23 protein-coding genes are annotated in these 22,032 nt (G+C 65.2%); 6 read left to right on the plus strand and 17 right to left on the minus strand.

Features of this window, described 5'->3' with window-relative positions; translation table 11 throughout:
* Window positions 1-78 precede the first annotated feature (78 nt).
* From AC07ZS_RS03020 to AC07ZS_RS03035, 4 genes are all read right to left on the minus strand, one after another.
* On the minus strand, window positions 79-576 hold the full coding sequence (locus AC07ZS_RS03020; RefSeq protein WP_494797156.1) for a hypothetical protein: 498 nt from the start codon (window positions 574-576) through the stop codon (window positions 79-81).
* 230 nt (window positions 577-806) lie between these two features.
* Window positions 807-1,652 carry a nucleotidyl transferase AbiEii/AbiGii toxin family protein gene (locus AC07ZS_RS03025; RefSeq protein ID WP_494797157.1) on the minus strand — a complete coding sequence of 282 codons (846 nt, stop codon included), beginning with the start codon at window positions 1,650-1,652 and terminating at the stop codon, window positions 807-809.
* The gene (locus AC07ZS_RS03030) at window positions 1,649-2,263 is read right to left on the minus strand and encodes a type IV toxin-antitoxin system AbiEi family antitoxin domain-containing protein (RefSeq protein WP_494797158.1); all 615 of its coding nucleotides are present in this window, start codon (window positions 2,261-2,263) and stop codon (window positions 1,649-1,651) included. Before AC07ZS_RS03030 ends, AC07ZS_RS03025 begins: the two co-directional genes overlap by 4 nt.
* A 347-nt stretch (window positions 2,264-2,610) precedes the next feature.
* Window positions 2,611-3,117: a hypothetical protein gene (locus AC07ZS_RS03035; RefSeq protein WP_494797159.1), complete on the minus strand. Its 507-nt coding sequence runs from the start codon at window positions 3,115-3,117 to the stop codon at window positions 2,611-2,613.
* A gap of 308 nt (window positions 3,118-3,425) precedes the next feature.
* Between AC07ZS_RS03035 and AC07ZS_RS03040 the strand changes: the two genes are divergently transcribed.
* Window positions 3,426-4,970 carry a Fic family protein gene (locus AC07ZS_RS03040; protein ID WP_494797160.1) on the plus strand — a complete coding sequence of 515 codons (1,545 nt, stop codon included), beginning with the start codon at window positions 3,426-3,428 and terminating at the stop codon, window positions 4,968-4,970.
* A 94-nt stretch (window positions 4,971-5,064) separates the two neighbouring features.
* Window positions 5,065-5,304: a hypothetical protein gene (locus tag AC07ZS_RS03045; RefSeq protein WP_494797161.1), complete on the plus strand. Its 240-nt coding sequence runs from the start codon at window positions 5,065-5,067 to the stop codon at window positions 5,302-5,304.
* A 126-nt stretch (window positions 5,305-5,430) separates the two neighbouring features.
* On the opposite strand, the gene AC07ZS_RS03050 is transcribed toward AC07ZS_RS03045, so the two are convergent.
* From AC07ZS_RS03050 to AC07ZS_RS03070, 5 genes are all read right to left on the minus strand, one after another.
* A complete protein-coding gene (locus AC07ZS_RS03050; protein WP_494797162.1) occupies window positions 5,431-6,054 on the minus strand; it encodes an IncC plasmid conjugative DNA transfer DtrJ family protein in 624 nt (207 codons plus the stop codon).
* The gene (gene traD / locus AC07ZS_RS03055; RefSeq protein ID WP_494797163.1) at window positions 6,051-7,967 is read right to left on the minus strand and encodes a conjugative transfer system coupling protein TraD; all 1,917 of its coding nucleotides are present in this window, start codon (window positions 7,965-7,967) and stop codon (window positions 6,051-6,053) included. The genes AC07ZS_RS03050 and traD overlap by 4 nt, the downstream gene beginning before the upstream one ends.
* A 1-nt stretch (window position 7,968) precedes the next feature.
* Entirely contained in the window at window positions 7,969-9,777 is a 1,809-nt protein-coding gene (gene mobH, locus AC07ZS_RS03060) for a MobH family relaxase (RefSeq protein WP_494797164.1), read from the minus strand.
* 103 nt (window positions 9,778-9,880) lie between these two features.
* On the minus strand, window positions 9,881-10,492 hold the full coding sequence (locus tag AC07ZS_RS03065; protein WP_494797308.1) for a FlhC family transcriptional regulator: 612 nt from the start codon (window positions 10,490-10,492) through the stop codon (window positions 9,881-9,883).
* A complete protein-coding gene (locus AC07ZS_RS03070) occupies window positions 10,492-10,806 on the minus strand; it encodes a hypothetical protein (RefSeq protein ID WP_494797165.1) in 315 nt (104 codons plus the stop codon). The genes AC07ZS_RS03065 and AC07ZS_RS03070 overlap by 1 nt, the downstream gene beginning before the upstream one ends.
* A gap of 263 nt (window positions 10,807-11,069) precedes the next feature.
* On the opposite strand from AC07ZS_RS03070, the gene AC07ZS_RS03075 reads away from it, so the two are divergent.
* A complete protein-coding gene (locus AC07ZS_RS03075) occupies window positions 11,070-11,828 on the plus strand; it encodes a S24 family peptidase (RefSeq protein ID WP_494797166.1) in 759 nt (252 codons plus the stop codon).
* A gap of 79 nt (window positions 11,829-11,907) precedes the next feature.
* Here AC07ZS_RS03075 and AC07ZS_RS03080 read toward each other — a convergent pair whose 3' ends face one another.
* The 6 genes from AC07ZS_RS03080 to AC07ZS_RS03105 all read right to left on the minus strand — a co-directional run bounded on the left by AC07ZS_RS03080 (window position 11,908) and on the right by AC07ZS_RS03105 (window position 17,206).
* Window positions 11,908-12,984: a DUF932 domain-containing protein gene (locus AC07ZS_RS03080; RefSeq protein ID WP_494797167.1), complete on the minus strand. Its 1,077-nt coding sequence runs from the start codon at window positions 12,982-12,984 to the stop codon at window positions 11,908-11,910.
* A gap of 263 nt (window positions 12,985-13,247) precedes the next feature.
* On the minus strand, window positions 13,248-14,252 hold the full coding sequence (locus AC07ZS_RS03085) for a DUF7146 domain-containing protein (RefSeq protein WP_494797168.1): 1,005 nt from the start codon (window positions 14,250-14,252) through the stop codon (window positions 13,248-13,250).
* Window positions 14,239-15,879, minus strand: coding sequence for an ATP-binding protein (locus tag AC07ZS_RS03090; protein ID WP_494797169.1), 1,641 nt, complete (start codon window positions 15,877-15,879; stop codon window positions 14,239-14,241). The genes AC07ZS_RS03085 and AC07ZS_RS03090 overlap by 14 nt, the downstream gene beginning before the upstream one ends.
* A 62-nt stretch (window positions 15,880-15,941) precedes the next feature.
* Entirely contained in the window at window positions 15,942-16,271 is a 330-nt protein-coding gene (locus AC07ZS_RS03095; protein ID WP_494797170.1) for a hypothetical protein, read from the minus strand.
* A gap of 11 nt (window positions 16,272-16,282) precedes the next feature.
* Window positions 16,283-16,531, minus strand: a complete 249-nt coding sequence (locus AC07ZS_RS03100) for a hypothetical protein (protein ID WP_494797171.1) — start codon at window positions 16,529-16,531, stop codon at window positions 16,283-16,285.
* A gap of 72 nt (window positions 16,532-16,603) precedes the next feature.
* Window positions 16,604-17,206 (minus strand): hypothetical protein, encoded by a 603-nt coding sequence (locus AC07ZS_RS03105; protein ID WP_494797172.1) that lies wholly within the window; start codon window positions 17,204-17,206, stop codon window positions 16,604-16,606.
* A 488-nt stretch (window positions 17,207-17,694) separates the two neighbouring features.
* On the opposite strand from AC07ZS_RS03105, the gene AC07ZS_RS03110 reads away from it, so the two are divergent.
* From AC07ZS_RS03110 to AC07ZS_RS03120, 3 genes are all read left to right on the plus strand, one after another.
* Window positions 17,695-18,468 carry a DUF1845 domain-containing protein gene (locus AC07ZS_RS03110; protein WP_494797173.1) on the plus strand — a complete coding sequence of 258 codons (774 nt, stop codon included), beginning with the start codon at window positions 17,695-17,697 and terminating at the stop codon, window positions 18,466-18,468.
* A 51-nt stretch (window positions 18,469-18,519) separates the two neighbouring features.
* Window positions 18,520-18,777 carry a hypothetical protein gene (locus AC07ZS_RS03115; RefSeq protein WP_494797174.1) on the plus strand — a complete coding sequence of 86 codons (258 nt, stop codon included), beginning with the start codon at window positions 18,520-18,522 and terminating at the stop codon, window positions 18,775-18,777.
* Window positions 18,778-18,964: 187 nt separating this feature from the next.
* The gene (locus AC07ZS_RS03120) at window positions 18,965-19,108 is read left to right on the plus strand and encodes a hypothetical protein (protein WP_494797316.1); all 144 of its coding nucleotides are present in this window, start codon (window positions 18,965-18,967) and stop codon (window positions 19,106-19,108) included.
* Window positions 19,109-19,392: 284 nt separating this feature from the next.
* On the opposite strand, the gene AC07ZS_RS03125 is transcribed toward AC07ZS_RS03120, so the two are convergent.
* Together AC07ZS_RS03125 and AC07ZS_RS03130 are read right to left on the minus strand one after the other, a co-directional pair.
* Window positions 19,393-21,249, minus strand: coding sequence for a sensor histidine kinase (locus AC07ZS_RS03125; protein WP_494797175.1), 1,857 nt, complete (start codon window positions 21,247-21,249; stop codon window positions 19,393-19,395).
* Window positions 21,242-21,937: a response regulator transcription factor gene (locus AC07ZS_RS03130; protein ID WP_494797176.1), complete on the minus strand. Its 696-nt coding sequence runs from the start codon at window positions 21,935-21,937 to the stop codon at window positions 21,242-21,244. Before AC07ZS_RS03130 ends, AC07ZS_RS03125 begins: the two co-directional genes overlap by 8 nt.
* Window positions 21,938-22,032 lie beyond the last annotated feature (95 nt).

Raw genomic sequence — 22,032 nt, forward strand, 5'->3', positions numbered from 1 at the left:
GTCTGGGACGGGTGATGCGGGTGGGTCGGGCGTGGGCCCGACAAGGTCGGTGCAGGTGGTCGGCTGCTTGCCGCTGCTCTATCGTTGCTGGCGTTGGCCGTGGGCCGCCGAGTGCCGCTCCACCATGTTATGACGGGCCTGGCGCAACACGGCCGCGCCGGACGGATCCTCTTGCTGACACAAGGCCACGCACGCCGTGGTCAGTTGGTCGAGCTGGAACTTCGGGTTGGGATGGCGGTTCGCCGGCGAGCACTGCAGATCGTGCAGCAGTTCGTACTGCGCTCGCCACAGCGATTCGCGTCGGCGCGGCGTGGTCGGTGAACGCATGACGAGCGCCGTCCCCAGGAAACCGAAGATGCGCTCGGCCGCATCATCGCGGTTGAAAACGCTGGCCACGCAGGCGCTGAGCAGGTCCGGGATGCGGAAAGTCGGCGCGACGTTGTCGCTGCTGCGCAGCAGCCCGTACAGCCAGTTGTGTTCTTCCATCCACAGCCGGGTCTCGACCACGTCGCTGGGATCGGCCGAGCCGGAGGAGGCATGCCCGGCATGGCTGGTGTTCGACATGGCAATCAGCATGGCGGTGGTCCTTGGGTCATGGTTGGCAATGACACGCTCATCAGCGCATGGACGAAGGGTAAGGGGCGGCTGCGCGGGTGTCGCGCCGCAATGCCGCTGTTCTGAGGGGGATTTCGTCATCAGCCTCGGAAGGAGCAGATCGCATTGAAAATCCGCGTGTCCACCTCTCAGTAGTCCAAGATTTCTGCCGCATCCCCGCAGGGTCAGAGATCGGCGGAATTCAACAAACGTCAGAAAACGCCGCACTTCCGGAGTTCGTCTCGCAACTGATGCACGACATCCGCCAGATTCATGGCCTCAAGCCGGTTCTTCTTCAAGAATGCCGCCCACTGCGTTTGCTTCGTCCCATCCTCAGAGAAGCCGTCGCTCAATCCGGTAGGAAGGCTGCTGGGCATCGCGAGTTTTCGGCGCTCGAAAGTCGCCGCAATGGCGCGGCGCAGTTCGGTGGGGTCCAGGGTTCCCTCGGTCATGAGTACCCAGAGATCGAAGTAGTCTTTCATCCGGGTGTTGGCCATGCCCAGCAGGCAGATCGCGTGGAACTTCTCCGCGACAACGGTGTACTTTGGGTAGCTGCGCAACTGCGGAGCGGGCAAGTCATCGAGCAGGACGGGATAGCGGATGATTTGTGCTGCTGGCGTCACCGCATCGCCAAATCCGATGTCCACCTGCAGGGCGATGCGCGCGCCGTCCAGCGTTGCTCGCAGATCGATTCGCACGCCGCCGTAGCCGGCTTCCTTGCGGATGACGGCCCCTTGCACCGACGCGACATCGAAAATGATCCCATCCTCCACAGCGATCTGGCAGATCTCTCGGAAGGCGTTCACTGCCGACTCCACATCGTCTGGGCCGAACCCTAGCAGGTCGGCGTCGCGGGTGGGCCGATGGGGCTGGTCGTACCAGAGCGAAAACAGCAGTGCACCCTTGAGCAGGTAGTTGGGGGCATGGGGTGAGGTGGACAACCGGTACAGCAGGCGCTCAAGGCCATAGTGGGTGAGCGTCAGGTTGAAGTCCTGCTTCTTGGTATCCGCATGCTGCTTCAAGCGGGCGCGGACCGAGGCTGCGATGTTGCGGCTCACGTGGTGACGCTTTCGAGGTAGGGGCGCATCACATTGGATACGCGGTCGATCATGGCGTAGTGCCAGAGAGCGTCAACCGTCACCTTGCGTTGGTCCCATCCGTCGCGCAGCGCTTCCAGCGCGACGTCCAAGCCGATCTTGTTGCGAAACTTGAAGCAATCAGCAATGGTCTTGGCTGCGTTGAAGACTGGAACGCTGACACCATCGATCTGCATGGGTTCGACGCCTTCTGACAGTGCGGAACCCGACATGCGGATGGCGCGCAGCGTGGGCTGATCGAGCCTGGGCGTTGGCGAGTTGGGTGGAATCGCGAGCCACACTTCGAACGGCGCTTGCGTGCCGATCCCATGGACGCGCAGTGCGGACAGTAGGCAGACGATGCCCTGTGGTACGCGAAGGGCTACCTCTGCCAGCGAACGGTGCTCGCTGAGTGTGCGTCCCGGCAGACTGTAGACGCCTCGGGCGACCCGCTCGAGCCTGCCTGCGGCGACCAGCCGGCTGAGCGCCATCGTCGGAAGGCCGTGCTCTGCCAGATCGCGCGCGCGCAGCAGCGGCCGCTGTCCGGCCAGCGCCAGGACGGCTTGTTCGAGTGTCGAGGCGGGGGATGCCATACCGGAGTTTGTTGCATTTATTAGTTATATGTCAATAAAGAAAGAAAAAATGCAACGCAACCGGCTTCCCTGGGCGCCGAGGGTGAGACAATTTGGGCAGGTTGAGCCGAGCGCGATCACTCGCAATTTCGCGTCTATGCGGCCTTAAATGGTCTGGTGTACCCAAAGGTGTACCCAGGAATCAGGACAACCAGGGAAAAGTGAGCGTTGGCGCGGGCTATAGAGGTTTTTCGAACCAGTCCCAGCCACCAGTTAAATCAAGCACTTAGGCCAACTCGTTGAGTTGGCCTTTTGTTTTCTAAGGGGTGTTAATGTGCTGATGGCCAAAAGTCAATAAAATCAATGACTTAGACCCGTTCTGGCAGGCCGTCTAGCAAAATTAGAGAATGTTGCGTCAACGCAACGGGTCGGGGAGCCCCCAACCCCGCGAAGCGCGGCCGCGCCTCAAGACCTCGTTCGGGCTGCTCGCCTGTCAGCTTCTCGGCAGCGCCCTTGACGGTCGTTACGCTCGGGCGGTGGGCATTGGATGCTTCAGAAAGTCGGTCGAAACCACCTCGTTCGCTAAGTGCCTGTTTGACGTAGTCACCGAGTGACATCGCACTCGGGTCGAAGCCAGTAAGAAACACGACCTTTCCGCCTTGAGTATGTGCATCTGCGACTGGCCCCTTCTTTGCGTCCAGCGTCAACACCGCGGAATGAAAGGACCGCGCCGCTAAAGCAATGTCGGCTTCTTGCTTGTACAGCTCGGTTTTGGGATTCATTTTTAGATAGCTTGGTTTTTGCAGGGCCCGCTGGGAGCCAATGAACTTCAGCTCCTCATCACTCGCAAAGCGTCCGAAGTCAAAGCCCGCCACCCGCTGCTTTCCCGAAGGTACCTGGACCAGTTGAGGCTCGGTGAAGTGGTGTCGAGGCGGAGCAAGGTGAAGCAGGCAGGACCTGCGCGTTCTCAAAGCACCTGAGTGGCGTCACCTCCTGGGTTGCTGTCGTTTAGGTGTTTTGGTGCTGCCGAGTTTTTCGATACTGTTTTCGCACGCCTAGTCCTGTCTTTTTTGCATTTTGATTGTTCGAGAGGCGATTTTGTGTAACAGTGTTCCGAATCGTTTTGGAGCTGTTGCTGGCTTCTGTTGTCGTTTTCGCACTCTAGGTATCGGTTCTACGTAACATGCATGTGGGTTTCAAGGCGCTGGAAGCGGCGCACGGTCTTCGGCTCACGCAACCCTTGCGGGTGGTGTCGAGCATCGGCACGACCCGTTTCAGCAAGCACGCGCCCGAGCTGGACCAGAACCAGTACACCCCGGGATACCGCCCGGAGGACAGCTTTGCTGGCCACTTCGGGTTCGGTCTCAAGTACGAGGAGGTGCACCTGGAGTTCTTGGCTCGGCTGTTTGCCGCCACCGGCCCCGAGCCCATTGCCGCCTGGTGCCGAAAGGAACCCACGGGCAAGTACGCCCGCCGTGCAGGGTTCTTCTACGAATGGCTGACCGGGACTCGCCTGGAGGTGCCCGACCTCACCAACGGCGCCTACATCCCCGCCGTGGATGCGACGGCCTACCTGACACGCACGGAGGCCGAGCGCGACAAGCGCTGGCGGGTCGACAACAACCTACCGGGCAACCGCAACTTCTGTCCGCTCGTGCGCAGGACGGCGGCGCTGCAAGAGGCGCTGACATTCGATCCCGCCGCGGCGCTGGCTGAACTCGACAACGAGTTTGGTGAGGACGTGCTCATGCGGGCAGCAGCCTGGTTGACGCTCAAGGAGTCAAGGGCCAGCTTTCTCATTGAAAACGAAGCAGACAAGACCGACCGCATCAAGCGTTTCGCGCACGTCATCGGGGAGCATTGCGGCAAGCTTGCAGACCCGATGTCCGACGCGAGCTTGCTGGTGCTGCAAGGGGGGATACTGGGTGAGGCGGTACTAAGCAAGGGCCTTCGCCGTTCGCCTGTCTTCGTGGGCCAGTCCAGCATCCACGGTGACATCGTCCACTACATCGCTCCCCATTTCGATGATGTGGCCGGGATGCGCGACGGACTGATCGAATTCGAGCGTGCTACCCGTGGTCAGGAGGCGCTGGCGCGTGCCGCTGCCATCGCTTTCGGTTTCGTCTACGTGCACCCCATGAGCGACGGCAATGGCCGCATCCACCGGTTCCTGATCAACGACACGCTGCAGCGCGACGGCGCGGTGCCCGAGGGCATCATCCTCCCCGTGTCGGCGGGCATCACGAACACCCGCGAGTTCGGGCACGGCTACGACCGTACGCTGGAGGTTTTTTCTCGACCATTCATGCGGCGGTATGCCGAGGCCCACTGGTTCGGCACGCTGATCACCTATGCCGACGGCGTGAAATCGAACCTTGTTTTTGACGACTATGCGGGCGCCAACCACGCGTGGCGTTACCCCGACCTGACCGAGCACGCGGTCTACACGGCCAGGCTGGTCGCGCACACGATCCGGATCGAAATGGCGGAGGAGGCGAGGATGCTGCTGATGTTCCAGCTCGCCCAGCGACGCATCAAGGATGTGATGGAGATGCCGGACCCTGATGCCGCCCGCATCATCCGTTCGATCAAGGACAACAACTGGCAGGTGTCGGGCAAGCTGGTGCGAGAGTATCCGCAGCTTGAAGACCGGCTGCTCTCATTGCGCATGGTTGAGGCCGTGCAATCGGCCTTCGAAGGACGGGAGCCTGCTCCCATCATCGGGTAAGAGCGTTCGAAGAGCTGGATTTCGGGGTGAAACCAGCAGGTACCCAACCCGAAATGGCCCCTAGAGTGGTCGACGACACCCTCGACGATCGATCATGCGCGGACTGTCTAACTTCCTTGCAAATCGCAAGACCCCAGGCCTGGAACTCGACCAGCTGAACCTGTTCGAGGACAAGCCCATACCGACGGGTCTGGCATTGCTGGTGCCTGTCGACCAGCTGGACGAAGACCCGGACAACCCGCGCAAGGAGTACCTGCTGGTGCCGCACGAGCAGGTGACCGAAGACAAGACCTTGAAGGACTTCCTCAGCTTCGCGAAGTCAGCCCGCAAGTGATGGTGCTGAGTTCTCGATGGATGGGGTCGGACTGTCCGACCCCTTTCTGTTGGGCGTCAGAAGGCAGATTGCAGGATAGGCTGACCGCGGTTGAGCTGTAGCGACCAGAGCCTTGCAGAGCATCCATCACGCGCGTCGATGGAAGTGGGTGATGGCCCGCCCCAGCAGCACAGCCACCGCGATCGGAAAACCAGCCAGTGCCATGGGGTGCATCGACACCGGCAGCACGAATGCGATCACCGTGGCGCACAGGGTGATGATGAGCAGTGAGCACCACACGGCGAACATCTCGGGATCGTGCTGCAGGAATTCCTTGGCCCGGATGACGCGCACCAGGGCGCCGTCGGTGCCCGCGACCAGCACCAGCGGCAGCAGCCACGGCAGCCATTGGAGCAGGACGGACAGCCGGTAGCTCGCGAGCATCAGCAGCGCATCGACCGAGCGGAAGTAGGCGTTGTGGAACAGCCGCTGATTGACCGAGGCCATCTCGGAGGCCACCGCGCCATGGACCCCTGATGTTCTGGGCATGTCCCGGAGTGCGGGAATGGGGCTGACCTTGGCAGCGCCGGACTGCATCTGCATGGCGCGGTCCAGCATCGCGAGGGCGGGTTCTGCGCCCCAGAATTCCAAGGCGGCCTCGTGTTCGCTTCGCAGCTGCGCCAGGAAGCGCTCGGGGGGATGGGCCGAAGGCACATAGAGCACCAGCACGAGCAGCAGAACCAGGGAGACGACCGCCACCGCCCGGATCATGCCCGCCTCTCTTCAGAACGACTCCCTTCAGGACGGCCGTCGGCATCCGGGTCGATGATCGGGAAGCGCCCTTTGACGATGCGGCCTCCGGACACCGAAGCGAAGTACTGCAGATTGGGCAGCTTGCCCAGGATGTCGGCGGGCACGACCTCCTCGAAGCTTTCGGTGAGCTGGGTGGAGTAGCTCGAAGAGAAGTCCCCCAGGTGGGCATCGGCCCCGTGACTCAGTCCCACGCGCACGGTATGGATCGCGGTCTTGCCGAAGGTCTCCACCACGAAGTCCTGCGTGGGTCGGTCCTTGGTGCGCAGGGCGATCAGGTTGTTGAGGTTGCCCAGGGCCATGCGGGCCGCGTCTTCGCTGCCAAGACGCCTCGCCAGGTCGGCGAGGGTCTGCATGGCGCAGGTCGCGAAGATGCCGCCTTCGGCCCCCTTGTTCAGGATCTCGATCAAAGGCTGATTGATGACGTTGCTGACCTCGTCCACGAACAGGGCGATGCGGCGGTAGGTGCCGAGGTTGTAGCGCATGCCCGCACGGGCGGCCTGATCGGCCAGGGCCAGCGCGCCGATGGCCGAAGCCACCGACGGGTCGGGCAGCGCATCCAGGCACATGTAGAGCACGTGGCCCCCGCGCTCGATCTTCTCGAAGTTCATGATCGGGCGCATATCGTCCGCATCGAAGGGGTCCGGCGACAGGCTGCGGCCGAGGTCGCCGGAGGTGAGCATCGAGAGGATGGGGAGCAGGTTGGCCGTGATCTTCTGGTAGTGCTCGCGGTTGTGCCTGAACACGCGGACCTGGGCGTCGAGCACCTTGTCGCGCTGGTTCTGCGCGACAAGGTGTTCGTAGTAGGCGACGAAAGCCATCAGGTCGGCACTGGCCGCCTCCGAGGGGCGTCGCATGTTGCCGCGATGAGCGTCGTGCAACAGCTTGCGCATCTCGGGCTGCTCGCGCCAGGCACTGCCCAGCAACTGCTCATAGAAGCGGCGCAACGAAGCTTCGAGCACAGGTTCGATGCCGCCTTCGATGTACTTGGTCAGCTTGATGAGGTTGGGCCGCTCCTCCAACGCGACCAGCCCTTGCACCACCACGTTGACGGCATCCCAGCCGAAAGCCGAGAAGGCACCTGCGGTGTCAGGCGGCATGATGGACTGGATGCGCGAGGCGATCTCGGTCGGCTTCTGCCAGTTGAACGTGAAGTCCAGCCTCACCCCTCGGTCCGGGAAGGCGGGATGAAACTCCATGAAGGTGTCCGCTTCCCGGTAGTCCTCGCAGGCCCGCTCGACCACGCGCTTCAGGCGCCGGCTGTTCTTGGGATCGATCACGATCACGACATCGCCGCGGCGCACCGCCTGTGTGATCAGGTTGGCCAGCGCAACGCCCTTGCCGGACTGCGTGGTGCCCACCAGCAGCGTGCCGCCCTCGAAGTTCTGCAGCGGACGGTGCAGCGGATGTTCTCGCGGTTCGACCCCGTGGATATAAGGCAGGCCGATCTCGGCATCCGGCTGTGCGGCATCGCCCTGGCCGAGCACAAGCTGGAGCCAGCGCGGGACCGTGAACTCCCGATAGTCCACCTTGGACAGTTCGTAGAGGCGCTGCGCATGCACCGGCCGCCATTCGAAGCCGAAGCCCAGGAAGACCTGGGATGGGTCGGTGCACAGGCGAGCCAGTTGGTCCGTGCCCAGGACCTGGATCCGCCGTCCCCCCAGCGACCCACGCAGGCGCAGCACACGCACCGCCTGCGCCAGCCGTCGAAGCCCCATCAGCAGGCAGGTGGCGGCGAGCACGAGGGCGGGCATGGCGGGCAGGCGGCCCGTGGCCGCGACCCCTGCGAAGTACAGCGTGGCAGCCAGCCAGACCAGGCCGGCATGGGCCTCGAAGGCGTGGCGCCACGGCATCTCATAGCGGCGCACCAGCATCTCAGCTGCTCCGAGGCGGCTTGCTGGCCGCCGCTTCGGGTGGAGCGGTTGTCGGCTCAGTTGCGCCACCGAAGGCCCGTGCATCCAGGCCTTCGACATGGGCCGGTGAGAGGACCACGCCGAGGACCACCGCGTCGCGGATCTGGCGTGCGACCGTCGGCGGCCCACTGGCCTGTTGGCGCCAGATCATCCGCGTGTCGTTGAGGGCCCGGATCGCGATGCCGGGCTGCACCCCGCGGCGCTCGAACTCGCCCAAGGGAATGAAGATGCCCTCGGCCACGGTGCAGACATCGGACGCGCGGGCGCTGTCGTGCAAGGTTGCCACGATGTCCGCGAGCACGTGGCGAACGGCGGGGTTCAAGCGCATCGGTGCCTTGAGGCCAAGGACGCTTGGTGCGGACGAACTGACGGATGCCGGAGTTTGAGCGTCTGCGGCTTTCATCGTGGATGCTTTCTTAGCGGAAGGGACTTCGGCAGGCATGTCGGGTGCAGTGTCCGTGTCGAGCAGCGACAGCTGGCCCTCCCGGGCTTCCCCTGCCGGCGCACCGAGTCCCTTCGTGGCAGCCGGGCGGGGCGTCGGGGTCGGCGCCGGAGAAGGGGCTGCGCCAGTTGCCGGCGGCGCACCGGAGGGCGGCGGCTGAGGCGCAGGCCGTGACGGGGGCGGTGCGAGCAGGCTGGCCTCAAGCACCGCGGGCGGTGGATCGAGCCCCGTCAGAAGGATCGCGGCGCTGGCGAGTTTGACGGCGTCGATCGGCGCTTTGGCGCCCGGCGGCTGGATCGCCCAGGTCTGGCTTGTGGCGTCGAGTCCCACGAACACCCCCGCCTCCAGCAGCAGGTCCAACAGGGTGTGCGGAGACTTCGGGATGCCCGCCAGCTGGTCGCTCTCCAGCAAGGCCAGGACATCCTCGGCCGCGCCGGGCCATGCGAGAAAAAGGCCCTCCGGCCCGATCCAGACCCGGCTCTTGTCCCGGTTGGCGGTCCAGGCCGAGTGGCCGGCTGCGAGCCTGCGCAGCGCGTCCACCAGGTAGCGCTCCAGATGTGAACCGTATTGGGGCTTACCATAGCGGTCGGCGCCGGCCAGCAGGTTGCGGTCGACGACGAGCGCCATCGAGCGGCGCACAAGCTCATCGAGCACGTTGTGCTCGCGGTACTGCGGGAGGCCTGCGATGCTGGCCATCAGCTGCGGAACAACGATCGCGTTGCCGCTGCCCAGCATCTGCATCACCTCGGCCGGGACGACATGGGGGAGTGCGAACAGACCCAGGCCCCGCGACTCGCGGGCATGGGTGCGCCAGCGGACAAAGTAGCGGTCAATGGTCCGTTGTTCCAACCATGGCGTGAGGCCCCCCAGAAATGATGGCCATTCCTCGCCGTCCGCCGTTGTCACGATCAGGTGGCTCAGCGTGCGGTGCAACTCGCAGCACAGGCCGCCGATGAAGGTCGCGATGCGCCAGCGTGGCTCCAGCGCGCGGCGCTCCGAGATCGTCGCGCGTCCGCCGAAGATATGTGCATCCGTACCCTGCAAACTGAAGAACGCGGTCTCGAGGCCCAGTTGCAGAAGGCCGCCTGGAGCCCGGAAATAGTTGTCCGCGGTGGCAGGAAGTAGGTGGACGAAGCGTGCATACCGATGGATCAGCGGCATGAGTTCGCGATCAAAGGTGGCCCGATCTGCACCGAAGCACAGCTTGATCCGGCCCAGCAGTCCTTGGTGGCCCGAGAGGATGGCATCCAGGGACAATGCCTCGAAACCTGGGTCCGAGGAGGCGAAGGCATGCGTGGCTGTACTGAGGGTGGGATCGGCCGAGGCCATCGATGGATCTCCGCGCCGGGTCAGACGCTTGGACGATCCATTCTTCGGAAGAGGGCCGTGCCTGGCTTGTCGAAATGGAAGCGAAGTGCCAGGGCTTTCGCCATCAGCCTCGCGACGCGCCGTCGCCGTCGGGTTTCCCGTCCTGCAGTTTGCCCACGGGATCGTGCTTGGCCGCCACGAACGCGGTCAAGCGCGGGTCCCGGCCATGCTTGTCCAGCAATTGGCAGAACGGGCAGGCGCGAACTGCCGTGCCGTGACCGCCTATGGCGTCGAGGAACTCGCTGCCGCAGCGCTGACACAGTGCGATGCGAAAACCGGGTGTCTTGGCGATCCACAGCCCCTCGGTGTGCGATGCGAGGTCAAAAGCCCTGTCGAAGCTGATCCGGCAGGGTGGGCGGTAGACCGACTGATAGTAGCGGTAGGCGGCGATGAGCGCCTCAGGGGCACCAAAGCCCATGCGATGCAGCCGCTGGAAATTGGCGACGACGATGGACGCCTCGGTGCGGTACAGCAGGTTTGCATGGTGAAACCACTCGCGCGTATCTGGAGCGCGCCCTCGCGGTGGTTGTGCACCGCCAACGAACAGAAGGTGCAGCAGTTCCTGCGGCCGCAGGCCGGTCAGGTGGTGAATGGTCCGCACGCGCGCACCGAGCAGCGCGCAATCACGCGCCAGCGCCAACGCACGCACGCGCTGGTTGACTCGGGTGCCGGGCATCACGGTTTCGCCGGGATCGCGATCGGTGTCGTGGGGTTCGGTGGGTGCGCGGCGGCGAGCGTCCCGGCCAAGGCGAGCGGCGTTTTCAGCAGCGCGACGAAGTCGGTCCGCGGCACGAAGAGCGAGATCTCGCCGATCGCGCGTACCTGAGAACACAGGTTGGCCGGATTCATGGCACGCAGCTGTTCGACTTGGGCGGCATTCATGCTGAACTTGCGGCAGGTGCCGACCTCGTCTCGCTCCGTCCCAACACGGATCACATGGAGCAGTTGCAGGTTGGTGGACTGCACATCGGATAGAAGCAGGTGGCACATGGTCGGTTCCTTGGTGTCCCCGGCGGGGGAGGGTGTTGACGATGGTTCACGACGTCCTCGAATCGGATAATGTGGCTAATGTTCTTCCAAGACAGCATATGCTGTGCGCGTTGATCGGATTCACACAAACGGCTGTGTGTTCGCGGGCTGCCTGGATTTGCCACCCGAAACGGCCGGGGATCGCGGGCGTTTCCGAAAAATCGCACATCCTGTAACAGAGCTGGGGGGTACAACACGGCCTCGCATCCGTTGAGGAGAATCGCATGCCCGTCACCAGGACTCTGTCAAACCGCACGTCCAAGCGAGACCCGGTGCGCCGCGGGTCCAAGGTACGTAACGCGCGGTACTGGGGCCGCGCCGGAACGTCGATGGCGCACCGCGAGCGTCAGACCGAGGTGGCACCGCCGGAGTTGGTCCCGGCCGTGCGCGATCGATTGCGGGCCAGACTCGCCGCCATGGGGATGGCCCACAACAAGGTGGTTTCCTTCCTGGCGGGGATGACGCGACGGGCACCCCAAAGCGTGCGGCGCTGGATCGACGCGAAGGATCCCGGGCTACCCGACCTGGAGTCCTTTGCCCGGCTGTGCGTCGGGCTTGGCTGCAGCGCCGATGCGTTGATGGGCCTGACAGGTGATGCAGCGCAAGAGCCGTATCGCTGTGCTCACCTCGTGCAGGTGGCGAACTGTGTTCATGCCATGACGGACTCGCTGACGCGAGGCGGACAGCTGGGGGTTCCGATGCGCGTGCCGGGCGATGAGATGGCTCCTCGCCTGAGGCCCGGCGACCTCGTCTTCGTGGACACGACAGTCACTCACCTCATCGGGAACGGGATCTACGCACTCCGTTGCAATGACCGCCTCATCATCCGGCGGGTTGAGCAGCGCCTGGGCAAAGGCATCGTCCTGAAGTGCGACAACAAGGCATACGCGGATCACGAATGGACAGCGGCGACATCGGGCCGGCGCCGCGGCGTGAAGGTCGTTGGCAAGGTCCATGGTGCGATCAGCGTGCACCTGTTCTAGGGACGCGCTGACGGAGCGCATTCCGCGGCCTTTTCACAGAGGAGCGGAAGAGGCGACAGCCCCTTCCGTCCACTTGCACCTACGGGCTCTTCATGCCCGCTGCGGCCAACGGCTTCCACTCGGCAGCACTGAGTTCGATCAGCTTGCCGCCCAGCGCCTCGAACTCGGTGGCCCGGTCGTAGTCCTCGACCTCCTGGCTGTAGTGGGTGACCGCATTGACCAGGCCGTAGCCCGACAGGTCCCCTCCGGCCACCAGATGGCGCAGCACGCCCGAACGCTCCATGTCGTTGAGCGTGTAGCGCTGCGCCAGCACCTCGACGCTTTGCACCGGATCGCCGATGAGCTGGATGCCCATGGTCCTCTGCATCTTCGCGGCGGCCTGTCGGAAGGTCGCCTCCGACACCGCGGCCTGCACGACGTCGCGCACCTTCAGGAAGAATGCCTTGTCGTCGGCCTGAAGGGTGTCGTCCTGGTAGACGGTCACGCCTTCGTCCTCCTGGGCCATCGAACGACCCACGTGCGTCTTGCGCAAGGCGCGGTCCGCCACGATCAGGCCGTTGCGGCACACCAGTCGGAACAGCAACGGCTGCACCGACAGCGTGCCCTGGCCGACTTCGGAGTTCGAGATCGCGATGCCAGCCTGCACGATGTCGCCAGGCGCCATCTCGTACGTCAGCTTCGACGTGACGCACTTGAGGTACATGCGCGTCTCGGTCAGTTCCACCGACTCGAACGTGAGACCGGGCAGGCCGTGCAAAATGGGCAGGACGTGGTCGGCCAAGTCGAAGTTGTCCAGTCGGCGGTAGCGGTCGGACAGCACGGCGCGCACATGGCCATCGAGCGTGCGCAGCAGCCGCCGGTCGGCCTCGCTTTGCAGCCAGGTGTTGACGTTGCGATCCAGCAATGCCGGCTGGTTCTCGCGCATGCGTTCGAAGTACGCATACGGGATGCCCAGCTTGTCGGCCAGTTGGCGACGCGCCAGCGGCGTCACGCCATAGGCCGCCGGCCCACCGGCTTCTTCGATCACGAGGCTCGTGCCGCCGCCTTCGCTGGTGCTGTGGCGCACCAGCGGGGAGGGCACGACCAGATCCTTCTTGGTGTCGAGCTGGCGTTGCAGTTCCTGCGCCAAACTCACCAGGGTACGTCCGCTTCTCATGACAATCTCCTTCGATTGAGAAAAAGCGAGGACGGCTCTCCCCACGGGGATGCGCATCCCCGCAAGGGCTGATGAAGGACCGGCTTCAGACCGGTCCCCGAGGGCGCGACCGGGGTCGCGCAGAAAGCTCCAAGGCTGCCTTCGCCACGTGCGTGGCCTGGTTTGGCAGCGACCAGGGGAGAAGCCTTTGCAGTGCAGGCTCGGTTCGCAGAACCTGCGCTGAAAAGACGGGGGCGGGCGAGATGCCCACCCCCTGCCAAAGATCACGCGGCGCGCAGCAGCACGGCTTCCTGCCGCTGGCGCCAGACGTCGGCCCAGTCCGTGCCCGCCTGCCGGGGCAGGAAGACGCGGATCGCGCGCGGGCCCCCCTGGACCTCTTCGCGCTTGAGCCGGCGGGCGGCCGCATACGCGCTCGCCTGTCCCGTGAAATCGCCGTCGGCGTCGTTGTCACCGTAGACACATACGCTGCGCACCGTGTCCGGGACCCAGAGCTTTTCCAGGTTGCCCGCACTCAGCGCGCACCACACCGGCTTGCGCGTCGCGAGAAACACCGCGATGCCGGTCTCGATGCCTTCGCACACCGCCAGTTCATCGGTCGGTTCTGCCAGCCGCACGGCGGCGCCCGAGAAGCCGCCGCTGAGCACCTTCTTCGCATCGGGTGCATCGAGCTTGCGGCCCGCCTGCAGGTAGGTGCGGTGCAGGGTGACGGCACCTTGCGCGTCTTGCACGCTGGCCAGCATCGCGGGGTACTCGGCCACCTTGCGTGCCTTGGCCACCCCTTCCTTCTGGTAGTAGCCCAGCGCCGGATGAAAGCGCAGCGATCCGGGGTAGCTGCTCAAAGCCAGGCCCCGACCCCGCAGGTAACGGTCCACCACGTCGCCGAGAGTGACCGCACGCGCTTCGTTCCAGATGCGCTGCACCAGCTTTTTCATGCGCTCGGGCGTGGCATCGTCGGGCGGCTGCGCTGGGGGCAGCATGCCCAGCACCTTCTCGACCGCGCACAGCGCCGCGTGGAAGTCCATGGCCTTGCAGGCCTGCAGCAGCTTGAAGCCGCCACCCGGGCCGCACTTGCGGCAGTGGTAGTTCCCCTCGCCGAACTTGTCGGTGTACTGGAACCGGTCCACCCCGTCCTTGCAGACAGGGCAGGGCATGGGCTTGCGCTTGAGTAGTCGTTCGTCCAGGCCCATGGCACCGAGAATCTCGGTCCATCGACCGTGGGCGCGCTGCTTGACCGCATCCACGCGGGCGGCGTATTCAGCGTTCTGCATGGCCGCCTCCGACCGGCGCCTTGAGGGCCGCGTTGCTTCCGACCAGATCCACTGTGCAGCCGGGCTTGCCGCCCACGCCAACGGTCACCTCGAACCGCCTGCCGTGCAGCAGCGGATACTTCCCGAGATGGAGTTCATCCAGCAGCGAGGTCAGCGTGTCCACCGGATTGGTGGAGCGCAGCCGGCGGATGAGGTCGGCCAGTGCTTCACGGTCCGCGTCCATCTCGTCGTCACGGTAGCGATCGCTCCCATCAATGAAGTCGGACAGCTGGCGCACCGGCTCGCCCGTGGTTTCGCCGGCGGGGACCAGGATGTCGCCGTCATGGCAGACGCCTTCGTCCACGATATCCACCTCGTGCTCGCCCACGCGGATGCGGACCGACTGGCAGACGATGACCAGGGGCCAGACCCACCGGCCTTCCAGCGTGGCGCGCGCCGTTTCCAACTGCACCTCGATCTGTGCCTCATGGTCCTCGAGGCAGTGGACATGGGGCCTGAGCCAGTGGCCCGGATCGAGCAGATGGACCTCGGCGGTCAGCCATTGTTTGTGCTTCGCGAGCATCCAGTGCCCCGTGTTATCGCCACCGGGCCAGCCCAGCGACACGATGGTCACCCGGCCTTCCTCGATGTCGCGGCGGCTGGGCGCGGTGTCGACCGGCTCGACATAGTCCCGCTGGCCGTAGGGCGCCTGGACCGGATAGCCGACGATGCGCTCGAACAGCGCCACTGGCAACACGTCCATGTCGTTGAGCAGGTCCTGGTGGCCCCACAGCTTCATCGCATCGAAATAGGTCTCGACGAACTCGCCAGCGGGGATCTGCGTCCGGGCAACTTCGAGGATCGTGCGCCAGCACAGCTTGACCTGGTGGTCTATCCGCTGGAGCTGCTGGTCGGCGTCGATCAGGATGTCGCGGTCCGGGAGCCGCGCCATGAACTGCTGAGGGTCGAGGTGAACGACGTTGACCTCGCCTGCGCTGTAGTACGTGGGCCGCTTCACGCAGAAGCCCTGGAGGAACACCAGCGTGTGACGCGAGGCCTTGCCGCTGCGGTTGCCCGTGACATGCACCGCACCGATCGGCGAGGGCATGAAGGGCAGGTGGTCCTCGGCGAACCGACGCTCAAGCTGCTTGCCGTTGAAGACCACGTCGACCGGGAAACCTTCGCAGAGTGCTTCCATGCGCTGCGCCAGGTCGGCGATGTGGACGCCGCGCAGTTCGATGACGGTGCCGCCGACCGCTTGTTCGGCGATCTCGACCTCGAAAGCCTCGCGCCGCAGCGCCGCAGCGGTGTCGATGTCCACGCGGTGCTGGCCCGAGGCGACCACGACGTGGGTCGCGGCGTACAAGCACTTGGTGAAGCCGATGCCGAAGGGGTGCTCCTGTTCAGTAGTCCCTTCGTCCCAACCGGACTCGTGGAAGCTCAGCAGTTTCTGGAAGTCCTCGATGCCATGCCCGTCGTCCTGGACGCGCAGCACACCGCCTTCGGCTTGGCGGTCGACGACGATGTGAAGCGCGCCCGCGCGGCGGGCGTTCTGCAAAAGCTCGGTGACCAGCGTGAACCGGTCGGTGAAGGCATAGCGCTGGTTGCGCAGGGCGCCCTCTTCGTTGAAGCGTACTTGGATCTTCATGGAGATCTCCTGTTGGGAGGCGGACCGCCCGCAGCGGGATGGCCCATTGAGGGTGGTGGTGATCAGGCACAGGCGCCGGTGTCGCTGGGCACCGATGCGGTGAAGAGCTGGCCGCAGGCCAGTGCGTGGGCCAGGGCGTGCTCTTTGAATTCCCAGGGCAGCAGTTGCCGGCTGTCCAGGATCTCGCCGTGGGCGCCCAGGCGCACGACCTTGAAGCCCAGCGGATGCCAATGCACCCGGTAGAGCAGCCGGTCGGCGCCGGCGATGACGAAGCCCCGCCCGGCCTGGCCGGTCAGGACCTCGCTTTCCTTCACGAGGTATTCGATGTCGCCCAGGTCCCGGACCGGAAGCAGCGCTTCCGATCGCCTGGGGTGATGTGCGGTGAGATGCATGGCTCAAGTCCTCATTCGTTGTCCGGCACGCAGGCCGGGTGAGAAACCGCTGCCGTTGCCGCAAGCCGCGGCGGCAGCGCATCGGTCGCCATAGGCAAGGCGCGCTCCGTCGGCACATCAAGGGACGCGAAGCAGGGCTGCGGCGTGTCCTCTCGCATGGTTTCTTCCATCGCGATGGCGTCCTGGTGGTCCAGGTGGCCGACGATGCCGTAGGCCATGAAGATCGCCAGCAGGCAGAGAAGGTCCTTCCAATCGGTCATGGCGGACTCCTTTCAAGGTTGAAGGGCGGGAGCGCGGCGCGCTCCCACGTTGGGGGGTGTCGGGCCGGTTGATCAGGCGAACAGGTCGCCTTCGAGGGCGACGCGCCGGACCTCTTCATTGATCCACTGGGGGTTGCGGGCCAGCCGGGTTTCGACCCAATCGGGGTGGTCCACGATGGCCTCCCGCACCCACGAGGGGTAGCGCGTCAGGGTCTGGAGCAGCCACCGGCGCACGGCACAGCGGATGAAGTCGCGGACCTCTTCGGCGTCGACCAGGCCACAGTACGGCAAGGGCGACAACGGGCTGCAGCCCACCACGCGCAAGCAGGACACGAAGCTGAAGGGCTTGTGGTCCTTGTCGCGTTCGGTGAAGACCCAGCGCAGGGTGTCGAACTTCTCTTCCAGCGGCGTCTCGGGATCCGCCAGTCGGCCGATCTCCTTGAGCAGCCGCCAGTGCAACAGCACGACGTCTTTCTCGCTCCATTCGATGGGCGATTCGTCGTCGGCCGCATCGAGCATGGCCGTGGCAGTGGCGACGGGGACGATATGTGCGTCGCCGGTTTGCAGCCGCTCAAGCAGGGCCTGAAAGACAGTCCGCTCGGCGGGCTCGTTCTCGGACACGACGCCGATTGGCGGATAGGGACGGATCTCGGGTGAGATGCTGTGGTCCAGCATGGTGGGCTCCTTGGGAGAAAGGCAGGAGCCCACGCACCGGTCTGGGGGCGGTTGGCCCCAGGGGGTGGACGGATGGACGGATCCGCGGTGCGGATCGGGGATTCCAGGGCTGGCTAGGTCACGGCGCGGTGCGTCGTGGGGCCGGTGTGCCAGCAACCGGCAGGGAGAAAGCTTTCGGCGCCAGGCAAAGGATGCCCGGCCCGGCCTCGAAAGCCGCCGGTGGAAAGGTCGGTATCAAGACGCCGATGCCGCGCAAGTGGCGCGCGGGTTCTGCGTCAGAGGAAACTCCAGGGCTTGCCAGGGAGAGCAGGGCCAGCTACTGCTTGGTTGACACAGTAGGGCCCACGGTGTTGGGTGTCAACGCCTGGAGCGGTCTGAACCATCGCCGATGCCGAAATCAGCCCGACTTCGTGCCCGTTTCGCGTGGCGAATGAAAGCAGCGCCTTCGATCATTGCGATGGAATGCGATTCCCAAGGAGCTAGCGACCATGGCCGACATCGAGTTTGTCAAGCACGACCAGGGCGGCGTCAACGCCCGCATCCTCGCGAAGGAAACCAAGGCCGACTTCCGGCGGGTCGAGGCTGCGAGCCTGAAGATCAAGGCGAGCTTCGCCAGCGCCGAAGGCAAGCGGCTGTTCATTCGTTACTTCAATACCTTCCAGTTGGCGATCCACTTCATCTCGGTGATCTCCAGAACCCGGCTCAACCACAATGACGTCGCAAAGGTCGAAGCTCTTGTGCGCGTGCAGATGGACAAGATCGCCGACGAACTCAACCATGCGATCGACGGCGCGGAGGCGCTGTTCCAGGCCAATGGCATCACGAGCACCGCTACCTATGACACCGTCCCGATGGAGCTCGATGTCGGCGTGCTCTCGTCGAGCAGCCGGCGCTACCTGGAAGTTCTTGGCAAGCTCGATCAATTGATGCCGCTGCTGCAGACCCTGGAGATTCATGAGGTCATCACCACGCAAGCCGTCGACATCGAGCGGGCCGGGCTCAAGCGCCGCGTGCGCGACGTCGCCAACGGCACCCGAAACCTGGCCGCTCGCCTGCGCCGGGAAATGAACACCCTCGATGCGCGTCGCGGCGCCGGTGATCCGCAGGCTGCGCCGGTCCCGCAGACTGAGCCGGATGAAATGGATCCAGTCGAAGACCGCTCCGATCCGCCCGTGGAGCCCTCGGCTTCTGACGCGAAGGCGCCTCCCCCGGAGGCTGCCGAGTCGACCGAGGCGGGTGAGGGCACCGCCGCGACCGCGTAGGAGCCTGCGCGGCAGTAGCGTGACGGCAGGAAGAATGCTTGATAGATGTGTATGACCGCCGCAAGTTGCCAACCTTACGAACCGCAGCAGCAAAGGCTGCTGCCTGACGCGCTGCAAGACGGGCTGCCCGAGGAGTGCGCTGGTGGTGACCACGACTACAGCTACAACGTGCAGGCCGCGGTGGACGAGGCCGAGTGGATCGTGGTGGTGGCCGAACGCTCCTGCCGCCGCCGACAGCGAGTGCCTGCCGGTGCTGCTGGCGGCGGTGAAGGCCAACCTGGGCCAGGACACCGGCCAAGTGTTGGCTGAGGCGGGGTTCCGCTCAGAGGAGTTTTCGAGCAGCTCAAGGACAGCCCGAGCGAGCTGATCGTGACGCTGGGTAGCGCGGAGGTCAGCAGGCGCTGGCGATCGATGACCAAGGGTACCCGCGCACCACGGCGATGGAGGTCAAGCTGAAGACGCCACAAGGGCAGGCGGGCTACGGCAGAGGACGTGAATGATGGAAGCGTCCAATGGGGGCCAGTGCGTGCTGGGCTTCAGGCAATCCAGCCTGCGGGGATTGGAGAAGATCGAGTCCGAGTTGAAGCTGGTGTGTCTGGCGCTCAACCTGAGTGCGATGTGCCGCTTGCGGGGCACTTGAGGGGGCGCGTAAGCCGAAGGAGGTCGCCTAGGCGGTCATCTGATCGTCCAGCGATCGCATCGTGGTCAATGCGGGCAGCCGCAGCGATCGATACGATTTTGGCCGGCAAAACTCATACCTCAAACCATCCGCTGAACGCTCTGCTGCGCAGACTCCCAACGGTGAATCGGCGGTGAGGAACCATCGTGGTCAGACATCGCCGAAAGACGAGGCAATGCGCCGCAGTTGGGCGGATTTTCGGACACGGCGGATATGACGCGATCATTCCGAGCGCCAGGCCCGCGTCAAGACAACTGGATTTCAACCACCGTGCGTCCGGGTGCGCTCTGCAGCGAGAGCACCGCGCCGATCGCGCGGGCGCGTTCCCGCATCGCCAGCAGTCCCTTGCGCCACGGCGCGGTGGCGTCGAATCCGCGGCCGTTGTCCACGATGCGCAGGCGCACGCCTTGCTCGGCCGCGACGGCTTCGATGCACAGCTCGGTCGCCTGCGCATGCTGCAGCACGTTGGACAAGGCCTCGAACACCATGAACTGCAACTGGCGCATCGCGCCGGCGTCCAGCCGCTGCAACGGTTCGATCAACTCCACCGCCCAGCGAAGCGCGATGTCGCTGGCCTGCAGGCGAGGCTCCAGGCGGTAGCGCAGGTTGGCCAGCAGCGCCGTCACGTCGCCCGGCGGCAGGTTCATGGCGTCGATCGACAGCTTGAGCTGATCCAGCGAGTCGCGCAGCGTCTGCAGCAGCTCCTGCTGGCTGGACCGGCCCGACTCGAGCTGCCGGATCGCCGAGCTGATGTGGGCTCCCACGCCGTCGTGCATGTCGCGCAGGATGCGGGTTCGCTCGGCGGTGCGCTCCTGCTCGCGGGCCAATTGCTCCACCCGCCGGTAGGTCTCGGCGAGCTCCCGCTCCTTCTCGCTCACCCGCGCGGCCAGGGTGTTCAGCAGGTCGCGCACCTGCGCCGAAACCCGCCGGAACCGCTCGATGACGATGTAGGCCAGCCCCAGGCCAAAAAACACCGAGGAATACCGCATCAGGCTGCTGTCGGCATAGGTCGGGTTGATGCGAAACACGTACAGATCGCGGAATCCCACCGCCATGTTGAGCAGCACCGCCAGCGCCACCACCCGGTGCGGCACGCTGGCGCCGCGCAGCGCCCGATCCAGGAAGGCCGCACCGAACGGCAGAAAGCTCAGGCCCAGGGCCGCGTACCAGGCCGTGAGCGCCAGCGGCTGGCCCAAGGCCAGCGCCCAGACCGCCATGGGCCCGCTGGCCAGCATCAGGGCCATCAGCCAGTTGGCCATCAGGCGGCCGGCCGGCCGGCTCTCCCAGCCCGCCACATGCAGGCAGAACAGCCCCATGCTCCAACTCCAGACCGCCAGCGCCACCACCGGCACAACGCCCCACCAGGGCCAGGCCAGCACCGGGTTCTCGATGAGCGCATCGCCGACCCGGACCGTCCAGAACAGTTCGGCCAGACCGGCATACAGGTACAGCGGGTCGCGTTGCTGGCGCACCGTGTTGGACAGGTCGGGCTGTGTCACCCACAGAGACAGTGAGATCAGCCCGACCAGGAGGCTGAAGCCGACCACGACCATCGAACCGGTCACCCGCCAGCGGTAGGCTTCGGCGTATTTCGCGCCGACCGCCTCCCGCGGCCCGATCCAGACCGTGGAGAGCCCGCCCCGGCGGCCCACGTCGGCGCGCACCCGGACCTGCAGGGTGTTGTTCAACTGCAGCAGGCCGGCCGGCAGCGGCGCCATGCGAGGCACCTGCCCGTGGTCCGCTCCGTTGGCCTGCAGCATGTCCCCCTCGTGCTGCACCAGCAGGCCGTTGAGCCAGACCTCGTAAGCGTTGCCCAGCCGGGGCAGGTAGATGCTCCAGGGCTCTTGCGGCACCTCAGGCAATGTGAATGTCAAGTCGAAGGTCGCCCGGCCGGCGCGCCCGGGATGGTGGCGGTCCCAGTGGTAGGGCAGGGTTAGCTGTCGCCGCTCGGTGTGACCGTCCACCACCACGGTGGCCTGTGCTTCGCGCAACTCCAGCGCCGGCCGATGGGGCGCTTCCTGTTCGTCGGCATGCAGCGGTCCCGACAAGCCCAGCGCCAGGCCCAGGCACAGCAGCCAGCGCCACCCCATGCCCTCAACCATGCCGAGGCAACATGCCCATGCGGGTGGCTTCAAACACCGCCTCCATCTTGGAATGCACCGCCAGCTTGCTGTACAGGCTCTTGATGTGGGTCTGTACCGTGTGCACGCTCACGCCCTGCAGGCCCGCAATTTCCTGGTACGAGAAGCCTCGAGCGATCAGGCCGAGCACCTCCTGCTCACGCCGCGACAAAGGCGGGCGATCGGCATCGGAGGGCGGGGCGGCGGCGGGCGGCGGGGCCACCGTGGCGACCTCGCTGGATGGGCGCGCGGCGTACTTGGCCAGCACACGGCGGGCGATCATGGGCGAGATCGGTGAGCCCCCGGCCTTCATCTCCAGGATGGTCTGGGCGATGTCGTCCGGCGCGGCGTCCTTGTGGATGTAACCCAGCGCGCCGGCCTCGATGCTGGCCAGCACGTTGTCCTCGTCGCCAAACATGGAGATGACCAGGGTCTCGCAGGCCGGGTGGGTCAGGCGCGCCTGCCGAATGACTTCCAGGCCGGAACCGTCGGGCAGGCCCAGATCGGTCAACAGCACGTCCACGCCCGGCCCCGGATGCGCCAGGCAGTCCTTGGCGTGCGCCACCGTGCCCACACAGCCGGCCAGCGCCAAGGCCGGCGAGCGTTCCACACAGGACTCGAAAAAACTGCGCATCTCGGGGTCGTCTTCGACGATCAGCACACGCCACATCGGGATCGGTCTCCAGCGTCCCGCAGGTTGGACAGGTTTCGCGCGGGGTGCATCGAGCATACCCAGAAAGCGGGCGCCGAACGTGCAAAGCGGCG

This window comes from Hydrogenophaga sp. GW456-12-10-14-TSB4 (assembly GCF_059424305.1).

Excerpts from the sequence above, each read along its gene's own strand:
- AC07ZS_RS03020 (WP_494797156.1), bottom strand. The coding sequence starts at position 576 with ATGCTGATTGCCATGTCGAACACCAGCCATGCCGGGCATGCCTCCTCC.
- AC07ZS_RS03030 (WP_494797158.1), bottom strand. The coding sequence starts at position 2,263 with ATGGCATCCCCCGCCTCGACACTCGAACAAGCCGTCCTGGCGCTGGCC.
- AC07ZS_RS03040 (WP_494797160.1), top strand. The coding sequence starts at position 3,426 with ATGCATGTGGGTTTCAAGGCGCTGGAAGCGGCGCACGGTCTTCGGCTC.
- AC07ZS_RS03045 (WP_494797161.1), top strand. The coding sequence starts at position 5,065 with ATGCGCGGACTGTCTAACTTCCTTGCAAATCGCAAGACCCCAGGCCTG.
- AC07ZS_RS03050 (WP_494797162.1), bottom strand. The coding sequence starts at position 6,054 with ATGATCCGGGCGGTGGCGGTCGTCTCCCTGGTTCTGCTGCTCGTGCTG.
- traD (WP_494797163.1), bottom strand. The coding sequence starts at position 7,967 with ATGCTGGTGCGCCGCTATGAGATGCCGTGGCGCCACGCCTTCGAGGCC.
- mobH (WP_494797164.1), bottom strand. The coding sequence starts at position 9,777 with ATGGCCTCGGCCGATCCCACCCTCAGTACAGCCACGCATGCCTTCGCC.
- AC07ZS_RS03065 (WP_494797308.1), bottom strand. The coding sequence starts at position 10,492 with ATGCCCGGCACCCGAGTCAACCAGCGCGTGCGTGCGTTGGCGCTGGCG.
- AC07ZS_RS03070 (WP_494797165.1), bottom strand. The coding sequence starts at position 10,806 with ATGTGCCACCTGCTTCTATCCGATGTGCAGTCCACCAACCTGCAACTG.
- AC07ZS_RS03075 (WP_494797166.1), top strand. The coding sequence starts at position 11,070 with ATGCCCGTCACCAGGACTCTGTCAAACCGCACGTCCAAGCGAGACCCG.
- AC07ZS_RS03080 (WP_494797167.1), bottom strand. The coding sequence starts at position 12,984 with ATGAGAAGCGGACGTACCCTGGTGAGTTTGGCGCAGGAACTGCAACGC.
- AC07ZS_RS03085 (WP_494797168.1), bottom strand. The coding sequence starts at position 14,252 with ATGCAGAACGCTGAATACGCCGCCCGCGTGGATGCGGTCAAGCAGCGC.
- AC07ZS_RS03090 (WP_494797169.1), bottom strand. The coding sequence starts at position 15,879 with ATGAAGATCCAAGTACGCTTCAACGAAGAGGGCGCCCTGCGCAACCAG.
- AC07ZS_RS03095 (WP_494797170.1), bottom strand. The coding sequence starts at position 16,271 with ATGCATCTCACCGCACATCACCCCAGGCGATCGGAAGCGCTGCTTCCG.
- AC07ZS_RS03100 (WP_494797171.1), bottom strand. The coding sequence starts at position 16,531 with ATGACCGATTGGAAGGACCTTCTCTGCCTGCTGGCGATCTTCATGGCC.
- AC07ZS_RS03105 (WP_494797172.1), bottom strand. The coding sequence starts at position 17,206 with ATGCTGGACCACAGCATCTCACCCGAGATCCGTCCCTATCCGCCAATC.
- AC07ZS_RS03110 (WP_494797173.1), top strand. The coding sequence starts at position 17,695 with ATGGCCGACATCGAGTTTGTCAAGCACGACCAGGGCGGCGTCAACGCC.
- AC07ZS_RS03115 (WP_494797174.1), top strand. The coding sequence starts at position 18,520 with ATGACCGCCGCAAGTTGCCAACCTTACGAACCGCAGCAGCAAAGGCTG.
- AC07ZS_RS03120 (WP_494797316.1), top strand. The coding sequence starts at position 18,965 with ATGATGGAAGCGTCCAATGGGGGCCAGTGCGTGCTGGGCTTCAGGCAA.
- AC07ZS_RS03125 (WP_494797175.1), bottom strand. The coding sequence starts at position 21,249 with ATGGTTGAGGGCATGGGGTGGCGCTGGCTGCTGTGCCTGGGCCTGGCG.
- AC07ZS_RS03130 (WP_494797176.1), bottom strand. The coding sequence starts at position 21,937 with ATGTGGCGTGTGCTGATCGTCGAAGACGACCCCGAGATGCGCAGTTTT.